Genomic DNA, 12023 nt, shown 5'->3' on the forward strand with positions numbered 1-12023 from the left:
TCTTTGCTAGTATTGCTCCAAATCAACCGTTACCATTTTTACCACTGCTCCTGGATGCGCTGCTTGTACCTCGGCTAATTCACTAACTTGCGGAGCCTTTTCAAAATGGCCTAACTTATCGTTTAACGTAATAGCTAATCCTAGCTTAGCAAATTCCATTGCTGTTTCCATATTCTTCCCTTGAGTAAATGCTTCGGGAAGATCCGGAAAATCAACTTCAATCTGGTTATTTTTTTGTTGAAAAATTGCGGGATAACTAACAATTTCCATTTTAATTCCTCACTTTTTCTTTTTGAAACAACCAATATTTTACCACGAGCGAAAAAAATGAGACCGGAAAGTTAACTTTCCGGTCTCATCCTTTATGATTTTCTACTTAGCAACGATATTTACGATCTTGTTTGGAACAACAATAACCTTCTTAATATCCTTGCCATCCGTAAACTTTTGAACATGTTCATCAGCAAGTGCTAATTTTTGTGCTTCTTCACGGTCAATATCCTTTGCCATCTTAATCTTTGAACGAAGCTTTCCGTTAACCTGAACGATTATTTCAACTTCGTCTTCTTCTAATGCCTTTGGATCATATGTTGGCCATGGTTGGTAAGCAATCGTGTCACTGACATTAAAGTGACTCCATAATTCTTCAGCAACGTGAGGAATTACCGGTGAAATCATCTTAACGAACCCTTCCATGTACTCAACAGGAAGATCGTCAGCCTTAAATGCTTCGTTAACGAAGACCATTAATTGAGAAATAGCAGTATTGAAGTGCATCCGTTCGTAATCTTCAGTAACCTTCTTAACGGTTTGGTTGTAAACCTTAGTTAACTTCCCGTCATTGAAGGTTGAAACCCGATCACGAAGGTGGTTATTTTCATCCATCAACAAGCGCCATACACGTTGAATCCACTTGTATGAACCATGAAGCCCTTCCTCATCCCACGGAACAGATTCAGTTAATGGTCCCATGAACATTTCGTAAAGCCGAAGAGTATCCGCACCGTACTTCTCAACAATATCATCTGGATTAACGACATTTCCTTTAGACTTGGACATCTTTTCGTGGTTAGCACCAAGAATCATCCCCTGGTTAACCAACTTCATAAATGGTTCCTTAGTAGGGACAAGTCCTAAGTCATAAAGGACCTTATGCCAGAACCGAGCATAGAGAAGGTGAAGAACAGCGTGTTCCGCACCACCAACATATAGATCTACTGGAGACCAGTAATCTAATGCTTCTTTTGAGGCAAATTCCTTATTGTTGTGTGGATCAGTATACCGGAGCCAGTACCATGATGAACCAGCCCATTGTGGCATTGTGTTAGTTTCACGAAGGCCATGCCGACCTTGATCATCATAAACATTGACCCAGTCCTTAACGTTAGCCAATGGACTTTCACCAGTACCAGATGGTTCAATGTTATCAGTATCAGGCAGCTTCAATGGCAATTCGTCTTCTGGAACTAAGGTAGTCCGACCATCATCCCAGTGAATTACTGGGATCGGTTCACCCCAATAACGTTGCCGACTAAAGATCCAATCACGAAGACGGTAATTGACCTTCTTGTGACCTGCATTATGTTCGTCAAGCCATTCAATCATCTTCTTTTTGGCATCAGCAATATTCAAGCCATCCAAGAAACCAGAATTAATGTGCTTACCATCACCGTCAAAGGCACCTTCTGAAAGATCAGCACCTTCTATAATTGGCTTAATTGGTAAATCAAACTTTTTGGCAAAGTCATAGTCACGTTGATCACCAGATGGAACTGCCATTACAGCACCTGTACCGTATGATGCTAGGACATAGTCACTAATCCAAATTGGTAACTTTTCACCATTAACCGGGTTGATAACGTATGAACCAGTAAATACCCCAGTCTTATCCTTATTCAGATCGGTCCGTTCAAGGTCAGAACGCCGGGAAGCTTCTTCTTGATACTTCGTAACAGCTTCCTTATTTTCAGGAGTAGTTAATTGATCAACTAACTCTTGTTCAGGAGCAAGCACAACGTAAGATGCACCAAATAACGTGTCCGCACGAGTAGTAAAGACTTCAATCTTAGTATCTTCGTCTCCCGCAACTGGGAAGTAAACAGAAGCCCCTTCTGAACGCCCAATCCAATTACGTTGCATCTCCTTAACGCTTTCTGGCCAGTCGACAAGATCCAGATCATCAATTAAACGGTCTGCATAGGCAGTGATTTTCAAGACCCACTGCTTCATTGGCTTCCGGTAAACCGGGTAGCCACCACGCTTTGTCTTACCGTCTTCAACTTCTTCGTTAGCGACAACGGTTCCACCCATAAAGTCAGGTGCCCAGTTAACCATGATCTCGCTTTCGTAAGCTAAGCCCTTCTTATAGAGCTGCTCAAAGATCCATTGAGTCCACTTGTAGTATTCTGGATCAGTCGTATTAACTTCCCGATCCCAATCATATGAGAAACCAAGTGATTGGATTTGGTTGCGGAAATGATCAATGTTTTGGTTAGTAAAACTCTTAGGATTATGACCAGTCTTCAATGCGTATTGCTCTGCAGGAAGACCGAAAGCATCCCAGCCCATTGGGTGTAAAACATTGTATCCCTGCATCCGCTTCATTCGTGACATCACATCAGTCGCGGTATAACCTTCTGGGTGACCAACGTGAAGTCCCTGGCCAGATGGGTAAGGGAACATATCCAAGGCATAGTATTTCTTTTGATCCTTGTTTAAGTTAGCCTTAAATGTCTCATTCTTTTTCCAGAATCGTTGCCACTTATTTTCAATGGCAGTGTGATCATAAGCCATATCTTTCTCTCCTTTATATTTGCATAGTTCTTCTGTTTGATCGTAATAAAAAAGCCCCGTAGAAACCTGTTCTACGAGACGAATTTACTCCGCGGTACCACCCGAATTTCCATGGTTAAGTCCATGACACTTCACGCCATAACGCGGCAGACGTTATTACCTACTAAATTTCAGCAATAATCTTTTTGGACGAGTTCATTGTTAGTAACCCTCGTGTTTACAGCACCACACGATCTCTGAAGAATTAACTAACAGTTACTATTTCCAATTCGATCAAATATTTAATAAATATTCTAACAACCAGCATTCGTAAATGCAAGCACCAAACTAGCCAAGAACCTTCTTTAGTTCTTCAACCTTATCCAGTTGTTCCCATGGTAGTTCAACATCAGTCCGGCCAAAATGACCATAAGCTGCAGTTGGTTCGTAGATTGGTCGCTTAAGGTTAAGCATCTTAATAATTCCCGCAGGACGAAGGTCAAATACCTTACGAACCGCAGCAATTAAGTCTGCTTCAATTCGGGTACCAGTACCATAAGTATCAATTGAAATTGAAACTGGCTCAGCGACCCCAATGGCGTAGGCAACTTGAATTTCAAGTTTTTTTGCATAACCGGCAGCTACTAAGTTCTTAGCAATGTAACGGGCAGCATAACTAGCTGACCGGTCAACCTTAGTAGCATCCTTACCGGAGAATGCACCGCCACCGTGATGGGCAGCACCACCATAAGTATCAACAATAATCTTTCGACCAGTTAAGCCGGCATCCCCTTGAGGACCACCGATAACAAAACGACCAGTTGGGTTGATAAAGTACTTGGTTTGGTCATCAAGGTATTTTGCAGGAATAACCGCCTTAATAACCTGTTCCATAACATCCTTCTTAATTTGGTCAAGTGATACTTCTGGATCATGTTGCGTACTTAACACAACAGTATCAACCCGTAAAGGCTTGTCGTTTTCGTCATATTCAACGGTAACTTCAGCCTTTGCATCTGGACGGAGATAAGGAATAGTATTATCCTTACGAAGCTTAGCAATCCGTTGCATCAACTTATGACTAAGCATCAAAGTTAACGGCATGTATTCTGGTGTCTCATCAGTTGCGTAACCAAACATTAATCCTTGGTCACCGGCACCAATTTGATCAAGCGGATCAACTTCCCCTTCACGAGTTTCAAGAGAATCGTCAACCCCTTGAGCAATATCAGGTGATTGTTCATCAATTGCGGTAATTACTGCACAGTTGTCAGCATCAAAGCCATACTTACCATCTGTGTAACCGATCCGCCGAATTGTATCACGAACAACCTTTTGAATATTAACGTATGCCTTAGTTGAAACTTCTCCAAAAACCAATACGAGTCCGGTCGTAACGGAAGTCTCAACAGCGACCCGTGAATCAGGATCTTGTTCAAGCATTGCGTCTAAAATCGCATCACTGATTTGATCAGCAATCTTATCAGGATGTCCCTCAGAAACAGATTCTGAAGTAAATAAATGTTTTTCTACCATGTGTGTTAATTCCCCCATATGCAAGTTACAATTGAAACATTTAGTGGTTACAAGGCATCTTCACAGTAAAGTGAATCCTATCGGGAATTTGCTTTATAACGAGACCCATCTTAGCATAATTTGCTGACCATATTCAAACATAAATTGACTAATCCTCACGAGCATTAACCATCCCAACCGCAGTCATAAACGAATAAGCAGTCGTTGGTCCAACAAATTGAAAACCATCCGCCTTCATTTTTCGGGCCATCTTTTTCGATTCACTTGTTTGTGACGGTAGCCGCTTTCCGTTTAACTGTAACCGCTGAGGCTTAAAGTTAACGAATGACCATACATAGTTATTTAATGTTTCACCATCTGCTAATAGTTCTTGAATTACCTTAGCATTGTTGATCGTCGCCATGATTTTCCGCCGATTACGAATAATTGTTGAATCGTTCATCAAGCGCTTAAAGTCTTCCTGATCAAATACTGCCACCTTAGCTGCATCAAAATTAGCAAACGCCTTTTCAAAGGCAGCCTCGCGTTTCCAAATTGTTGACCATGACAGTCCAGACTGAAATAACTCTAGTGTCAGCATCTTAAATAATTCGCGATCATCATGTTCGGGAACCCCCCATTTTGTATCATAATAATTACGCATTAATTCAGATGTTTCCGCCCACAGTGGTCGTTTTGTTGTCATTTAATCACCTCATTAAATCTCTCTATATATTCAAAACGAGATAATTAAGCTTTTGCATCTTTTTTAACAGTATTCTTTAGCGCAAGAGCCAAAAGCAAACCAATAATTTCCACGAATAGCATTGTTAAGAAGACATAATGGTAACCACCAAGAGCGGCACTGAGGTTTCCCATTCCGTGGCTGAGGTTATGACTAGTTACGGTTGTCAAAATAATTGTTGATACAGCCACTCCGGTAGAACCAAGGACTTGCCGTACCGTTGTTATAACGGCTGTCCCATGGGGAACCAATTCATTAGGCAGAGAATTAGCCCCTAAAGTAACGGCAGGCATCATCACAAAGGCATTTCCACCCTCAATTACCATTGCACAGAGAATCATGATCCATAAACTCATTTGGTTAATTAAGAAGAGACCCACAAACCAGCCAGCAACTATCATTGCCATTCCGACAAGCATTGTTGGTTTAAAGCCAATTTTATCGGCCAGTTTCCCCGTTAACGGATTTAGAATACTTAGCAAGGCCGCCCCAGGAACAAGCGACATCCCCGAAACAAACGGACTGACTTTAAGCACTCCTTGGTAATACAACGGAAAAATAATTGTCGTAACAATCAAAGCAATGTAAGAGATTGAAGTTAGTAGAATTGCTAAATCGTAATTAAAGGTTTTCATTACCCGAAGTTCCAATAGCGGATTCTGGAGCTTTAATTGCCGAATGCAGAACCAAATAATTGCTAAAATACTTACAAGCAAGATTGTGCCACTGATTGTCCAGTTAATCTTAGTTTTACCGATTTGGTTGATTACGTACATTACACCAATCAAACCAATAGACAAGAAAACTGAAAGCCAGTCAAGGCTACTTTCGTGTCTCTGCATAACGTCCCGGATAAGTCCCGAGCCAGCCATAATAATGATCACAGTAATGATGATCATAAAGAAAACAAACAGACTCTTCCAAGTAAAGAATTTTAGAATAATCCCAGAAACAATTGGGCCACAAGCTAATGCCGAACCCATTACTAAGCCGGCAATTCCCATTGTTGTTCCCCGGGCTTCTCGCGGTGTTATCTCAAGAAGGACTGATTGATACGATGGGAAGAGGACGCCCACAGCAAAGGCCTCCATTGCTCGACCGATCATCATAAACCAGAAGCCAGATACTCCCCAACTAGCAGGTGTCAAAATAATCATCAATGAACCAATATCAAACAGAGCTAACGCACCAATAAACATGGTCTTAAAATTAAGATTATTCAACATCCACGGACTAATTGGCATGCTGACACACATGACTAACATAAAACCGGTTGTTAGCCACTGCACTGTCGAGGCAGAAATTCCAAAGGCTCGCATTAACGTTGGATAAGCTGTCGACAAGGATGATTGACTAATCGACATCGTAAAGGTTCCAATTAATAGTGTAAAAATAAACCAGAACCGACTATATGGTCGGCCATTTTGATCAATTGACTCTCTCATGAAATCCCCTTCTTTAGAATTATTATTAATAATCAAATTGTATTATAAAGTTTAAAACCACAATTGTAAATGTTATACTTAACGTAAATTAAAGCTCTTAAACTAGTGAGGTGAGTAAATTGGCTGAAGCAGAATTTGATCGAGCAATTGAACAACTTAGAGAAAATCACGTTAGGGTTACTCCTCAACGAAAAACGATTCTAAACTACCTAATCTCTCATCATACTCATCCTAGTGTGGAAATGATCTATGAGGATTTGAAAGGTAGCGTTGATAACATTAGCATGGCTACGGTCTATAATACGTTAAAGCTTTTCGTCGATTATAACCTTGTCATCGAATTGAAGAATGGTGATGGCAGCACTCATTATGACTACTTTGGTCATCCTCACTACCACGTTATTTGTGATAATTGTGGCCAAATTACCGATGTGTTTGACCCTCACTTTACAGAAATCAATAAGGATCTAGCCACCATGACCAGGGAAAAAACTGGTTATCTCGTCACTGGTAATAATATTGAAGTCCATGGTATTTGCCCTAACTGCCAACGAAAATTACATTTGAATAGATAAATTAAAAAAGAGTGGAACCCAACAGAGAACTTATCATAGTAAGTCTTGTTGATTTCCACTTTATTTTTGTTTTCGTGGCTGAGATAATGACGCAACTGCTAAAATTGCAAACCAGATCAAGGTAAAGATTAATGCTCCCAGCGTTTGTTTATCAAGACACAGGACAACCAAAACAAAGGCTAAAAAAGCTAATACTAAGTAATCAGTATACGGTGCCCCAGGAACCTTAAAAGGCCGTTCTTGTGGTTTTGATTGAAGGTACTTTAGGTGAGTCACAATGATTGTGGCCCAAATAAAAAGAAAACTGGTTGTGGCAATACTAGAAATTACCTTAAAGACTCCACCAGGCATTATCAAGTTTAAGACCGCTGCAATGGCAATCACCCCAGCAGAAATAATAACTGCCAGTGCCGGAACAGAATTTCGTGATAATTTACTTACTAACCTAATTCCTGGTCGATGCGACGTTGATGTTAACTCCGCAAGCATCCGCCCCGTTGTATAAAGCGAACTATTACATGCAGAAGCTGCCGCGGTGACAACGACAAAGTTAATTAAGCTGGCTGCTCCGCGTAAACCAATATCATTAAAGACCATTACAAAGGGACTTTTTGATGGTGCTAACCGATCCCAAGGATAGATACACATGATAACTGCCAGTGCAGCAACATAAAATAGCAAGATTTGAAACGGAATGGCATTTATTGCCCGGGGAATAACGTGACGTGGATTTTCCGCTTCGGCTGCTGTCATTCCAACCATTTCAATACCAACAAAGGCAAAAACCACCATTTGAAATGAAAGAATAAATCCTTTTGTACCAGCTGCAAAGAATCCACCATTATTAAATAAGTTCTCTGGTGAAGCAACATAACCACTGGTACTCTTAAAGCTAACCAGCATCATTCCTACCCCAACAAGAACCAGCAATGCAATTGCCAAAATTTTAATTAACGCAAACCAAAATTGTAACTCACCAAATGCACTGACAGTGATTAAATTAATGCATAGAAGGACAATTAACGTTAACAATCCTGGTATCCATTGAGGAACATGAGGAAGCCATAGCTGAAAATACATCCCAATTGCAGTGATTTCAGCCATCGCCAGTGCAATCCAACAAGCCCAATATGCCCAGCCTGTAATAAAGCTTACCCGTGGTCCAAGATAAACACGAATCGCATCAACAAATGAACGGTAATTAAGATCCGCCATTAAGAGCTCGCCAAGTGCCCGCATAATCCAAAAGCAGACAATTCCGGTAATAATATAAGCAAGTAAAATTGCGGGCCCTGCAGAGTGGATTGCTTGACCAGACCCTAAGAATAACCCGGTCCCGATTGTGCCCCCAAGCGCCATTAGTTGAATATGGCGGCTTTTTAGGCTACGCTTCATTTTATTTTGTGCCAATATAGTTCAATTCTCCTTAAATTTAATTTCTCATAAAAGCCATTAATAAACTATCGCTTTTTAGATTGTTTTATTTAATAATGGTAAATAGTTTATCCGAATTTTTATTGTATACCTTTTTCATGAAAGGAGGGAATGAATTTGTTACACTGGTTTCCATTTTGCGGCTACTTTGTTATCGCACTCGTTTTAACAATCAATGCTTTTTCACGTTATCAGCAGTTTAGTAAACGATTAACGATTTTTGCTTTTCTCTGCTATTTTGTTATTATCCTTCGTCTTTGTTTAACTCCAGTTACTTTCAGCTTTATTACCGCTAATCGAAATTTACGCTACTTTCACGGGGTGCCATACAATCTTCTTCCCTTTCAACAGTTAGATTTAGAATGGTTCTTAAATGTTATAATGACAATTCCTTTAGGTGTTTTATTATATCTGGTCGGCCGAAAAAGTTCTTTTATTACTGTTCTTGCCTTAAGCTTTCTGTTCACATTTTTTATTGAAGGAAATCAATTTGTCTGCGACTTTCTTTTTCACATTGGTCGAGTAGCAGATATTGATGATATTATTACCAATACTATTGGTGGAGTAATAGGGTTTTACGGGATAAAATTGGTAGATCGAGGATTTATTGATAAAATAATTCATCCTTTTTTCCTATCATAAAAAAGTTTGGTACACTATTATTGATGAGGTGATTATAAATGATTTCAAACGAACAACGGGCCCATGACATTGCTATTGCCTTAGTTCAAGCAAATGGTAAAGACATGAAGCCAATCGAAGCTTATCACGAATATATCAACTACCTTCTACCAATTCTCAAAGAAATCGACAAGGATTTTAAGAACGGTATCAAGGAGCACATTTAAGAATCAGAAAAGCTGGAAGTTAATTTTCTCGGAGGCCAGGAAAAGTTTTTTTTCTGACCTCCTTTTTTAGTACAACCATTATTTTCTTTTTTGCGGTATGATTAACTTGTCAGAGAAAGGAGCTATGCGCTATGAATAATGTTTCGCATCGGCGGTTCGACTGGTTTAGTTTACTGATTGGAATTCTTTTTATTCTTGGAGGATTTCTTTCGTTCTCACGACCAGATAAAACCTTACATTTATTGTCTGTTATTATTGGGGTTGTCTTTCTTTTTGATGGAATCTTTGAACTAACAATTCGGCGTCGCTTTCTTCGTTCACTTGGTGAGGGTACTGGCTGGATTGTAGTTCTTGGTATATTGAACATCATCTTAGGGATCATCTTTATCTTCCACCCCGGCTTCGGCACATTATACATTGCAATTATTTTTGCTATCTGGTTTATTTTGGATTCCATTATGGAATTTTCCGTTGGTCGTCTCTTCAAGGGTGTCAGTGGTGGTTACTACTGGTTAACTATTATCTTTAGTATTTTAGGAATTGTTCTAGGAGTAATCCTTCTCTTTAGTCCTGTTGTTTCAGCCTTAACAGTTGTTTGGATTATTTCTGTGTTCCTAATTATCTTCGGTGTCCTGAAGATTGTTCAAGCTTTTAATTAAACGAAAAAGATCCTAGCATTCAGTTTTTGAACGCTAGGACCTTTTTCGTTAGTCATCAATTAATCAATTTCAATCCGCGTATCGTCATCACTTTCAGCCTGCTTCTTTGGTAAAACAAGTGAAAGAACACCATTTTCATAATGAGCAGTAATGTTCTTCCGTTCAACATCTGGCAAACGGTATTGCCGACTCATTTGACCATAACGCCGTTCGCTATGAAGAATGTGACCATTCTTATCTGACTCGTCATCAATAGTGTCACGGTGACCAGTAATGGTTAAAATATTATTTGTGTAACTAATATGAATGTCTTTCTTGTCAAAGCCTGGCATATCAATCTTTACTTGATACTGCTTATCATTTTCTTCAATGTCAGTCTTCATGTGATCTTCAACTGGCGTAAAGTCAGAGAAGAAATCATCATTCATTAAGTTCCGCATGTTCATCATGTTATCCAAAAAGTTATTCCGACGTGTTAAATCGTTAGCCATAATAAAGCTTCCTTTCCGTTAACTTGATCTTGATTACATTACCTATCTTAATCACTAGAAGAGAAAGCGCAACTATTTTTAGCACTTTAAGCCAAGGAGTGCTAAAAATAGTTTTACCTTTATTGACCAATCCCTATATGACAAGCTTTAAGGGATTACTATTTCCACACAAAAATATAAATTTTAATTTAAATATATGAAATAATAATCATATGTTGTTCGGATGTATTTATAAAAAAAGAATGGTAGGATCAAATCGTAGTTAATTTAAGGAGGAATTTGATGATCACAGTACAACTAGGTCAGACAACTGTACCAGCAATTGGCGTTGGTACGTGGAATATTGGTGAAGAACCAGCAAAACACGCCGAAGAGGTAAAAGCAATTCAAACAGCAATTGATGCGGGAGCAACTGTCATTGACACTGCCGAAATGTATGGTCAAGGACGTTCAGAAAAACTTACCAGTGAAGCGATTAAGCCATTTGACCGGTCAAAACTTTATCTCATCGACAAGGTACTACCCCAGAATGCCAGTCATCAACGATTGGAAAAAAGTCTTGATCGGAGTCTTAAGCTAATGCAAACTGATTATTTCGATCTTTACCTACTTCACTGGCGAGGCGGAATCCCCCTTGCAGAAACGGTAGATGAACTAGTTAAGATGCAAACTAAAGGAAAGATTCGTCACTGGGGCGTCTCTAATTTTGATGTTGCTGATTTAAAAGAATTATGGGCACTTCCTCATGGTCGAGAATGCGTTGCTAACGAAGATCTGTATAACCTTGATCGCCGGGGAATTGAATATGATCTTCTCCCTCTGATGCGGGATAATAACTTACCATTAATTGCTTATTCACCGCTTTCTCAAGGGGATCGATTAAGCGGCAATTTAGCAGCCAATCCCCTACTAAAAGAATTAGCTGCTAATCACCAAGCAACTGTCTACCAAATAATGTTAGCCTGGGTAATTCGTGATCAGCATACCTTAGCAATTCCCAAGGCTGCTAGTCCGAAACATGCTCGTGAAAATATTGAGGCCTTAAATATCACATTTAGTCATGATGAGTTAACTGCCTTAGCAAAAGCTTTTCCTAAGCCAACCCACAAAGAACCATTAAGCGTAATTTAAAATAATTTCACTAAAAATGGCTTTAGAAGTCCACGATTTTGGTCTTCTAAAGTCATTCTGTATTTATTCTTTTTCACTTAAAAATGAACTTCTAGTGCCATCCGGGCAAAGCGACTCATCTTATCTGGCCCCCATGCTGGCTCCCAGACGAGGTTAATTTTACATTCCGTGATCTCCGCTACCTGGAGAACGGCCTCCTTAATCATTTTATAAAGCAAATCACTGATCGGACAGCCCATTGTCGTTAAGGTCATCGTAATTTTACATTGTTGATCATTAACCTCAATGCCGTAAATAAGGCCCAAATTGACTAAATCAATCCCCAACTCCGGATCAATCACGGTTTGCAATTGCTTAAGGACCTCCTGCTCAACAGGGCTTAATTTCTCTTTATCTAACATAATAGCC

Annotated in this window: 13 protein-coding genes, 1 riboswitch and 1 other annotated feature; of the genes, 5 read left to right on the top strand and 8 right to left on the bottom strand. The window is 39.6% G+C overall.

What is annotated here, in order from left to right:
• Positions 1-6 precede the first annotated feature (6 nt).
• From N4627_RS06560 to N4627_RS06580, 5 genes are all read right to left on the bottom strand, one after another.
• Entirely contained in the window at positions 7-270 is a 264-nt protein-coding gene (locus N4627_RS06560) for a type II toxin-antitoxin system HicB family antitoxin (RefSeq protein ID WP_003717229.1), read from the bottom strand.
• A gap of 102 nt (positions 271-372) precedes the next feature.
• On the bottom strand, positions 373-2793 hold the full coding sequence (leuS, locus tag N4627_RS06565; protein WP_098044771.1) for a leucine--tRNA ligase: 2421 nt from the start codon (positions 2791-2793) through the stop codon (positions 373-375).
• A gap of 71 nt (positions 2794-2864) precedes the next feature.
• Positions 2865-3076, bottom strand: a binding site (T-box leader).
• Between the two features lie 44 nt (positions 3077-3120).
• Complete coding sequence (metK, locus tag N4627_RS06570) at positions 3121-4308, bottom strand: methionine adenosyltransferase (RefSeq protein WP_098044772.1); 1188 nt, start codon at positions 4306-4308, stop codon at positions 3121-3123.
• Positions 4306-4412, bottom strand: a riboswitch (SMK box riboswitch). Its footprint overlaps the gene before it by 3 nt.
• Positions 4413-4456: 44 nt before the next feature.
• Positions 4457-4993: a DNA-3-methyladenine glycosylase I gene (locus N4627_RS06575; RefSeq protein ID WP_003717226.1), complete on the bottom strand. Its 537-nt coding sequence runs from the start codon at positions 4991-4993 to the stop codon at positions 4457-4459.
• A gap of 44 nt (positions 4994-5037) precedes the next feature.
• Positions 5038-6477: an MFS transporter gene (locus N4627_RS06580; protein WP_098044773.1), complete on the bottom strand. Its 1440-nt coding sequence runs from the start codon at positions 6475-6477 to the stop codon at positions 5038-5040.
• A gap of 119 nt (positions 6478-6596) precedes the next feature.
• On the opposite strand from N4627_RS06580, the gene N4627_RS06585 reads away from it, so the two are divergent.
• The gene (locus N4627_RS06585; protein ID WP_040531347.1) at positions 6597-7052 is read left to right on the top strand and encodes a Fur family transcriptional regulator; all 456 of its coding nucleotides are present in this window, start codon (positions 6597-6599) and stop codon (positions 7050-7052) included.
• 60 nt (positions 7053-7112) lie between these two features.
• Here N4627_RS06585 and N4627_RS06590 read toward each other — a convergent pair whose 3' ends face one another.
• The gene (locus N4627_RS06590; protein WP_098044781.1) at positions 7113-8447 is read right to left on the bottom strand and encodes an amino acid permease; all 1335 of its coding nucleotides are present in this window, start codon (positions 8445-8447) and stop codon (positions 7113-7115) included.
• 150 nt (positions 8448-8597) lie between these two features.
• Between N4627_RS06590 and N4627_RS06595 the strand changes: the two genes are divergently transcribed.
• The 3 genes from N4627_RS06595 to N4627_RS06605 all read left to right on the top strand — a co-directional run bounded on the left by N4627_RS06595 (position 8598) and on the right by N4627_RS06605 (position 9993).
• Positions 8598-9128 (top strand): VanZ family protein, encoded by a 531-nt coding sequence (locus N4627_RS06595; RefSeq protein WP_098044775.1) that lies wholly within the window; start codon positions 8598-8600, stop codon positions 9126-9128.
• Positions 9129-9166: 38 nt separating this feature from the next.
• Positions 9167-9334 (top strand): hypothetical protein, encoded by a 168-nt coding sequence (locus tag N4627_RS06600; protein WP_164476887.1) that lies wholly within the window; start codon positions 9167-9169, stop codon positions 9332-9334.
• Between the two features lie 131 nt (positions 9335-9465).
• Positions 9466-9993: an HdeD family acid-resistance protein gene (locus N4627_RS06605; RefSeq protein WP_003717220.1), complete on the top strand. Its 528-nt coding sequence runs from the start codon at positions 9466-9468 to the stop codon at positions 9991-9993.
• A gap of 59 nt (positions 9994-10052) precedes the next feature.
• Here N4627_RS06605 and N4627_RS06610 read toward each other — a convergent pair whose 3' ends face one another.
• A complete protein-coding gene (locus N4627_RS06610) occupies positions 10053-10484 on the bottom strand; it encodes an Hsp20/alpha crystallin family protein (protein ID WP_003717219.1) in 432 nt (143 codons plus the stop codon).
• A 282-nt stretch (positions 10485-10766) separates the two neighbouring features.
• On the opposite strand from N4627_RS06610, the gene N4627_RS06615 reads away from it, so the two are divergent.
• The gene (locus tag N4627_RS06615) at positions 10767-11615 is read left to right on the top strand and encodes an aldo/keto reductase (RefSeq protein ID WP_260964352.1); all 849 of its coding nucleotides are present in this window, start codon (positions 10767-10769) and stop codon (positions 11613-11615) included.
• A gap of 77 nt (positions 11616-11692) precedes the next feature.
• Here N4627_RS06615 and N4627_RS06620 read toward each other — a convergent pair whose 3' ends face one another.
• A complete protein-coding gene (locus tag N4627_RS06620; RefSeq protein ID WP_260964354.1) occupies positions 11693-12016 on the bottom strand; it encodes a metal-sulfur cluster assembly factor in 324 nt (107 codons plus the stop codon).
• Positions 12017-12023 lie beyond the last annotated feature (7 nt).

It is taken from the genome of Limosilactobacillus vaginalis (genome assembly GCF_025311515.1).
Lineage (GTDB): Bacteria > Bacillota > Bacilli > Lactobacillales > Lactobacillaceae > Limosilactobacillus > Limosilactobacillus vaginalis.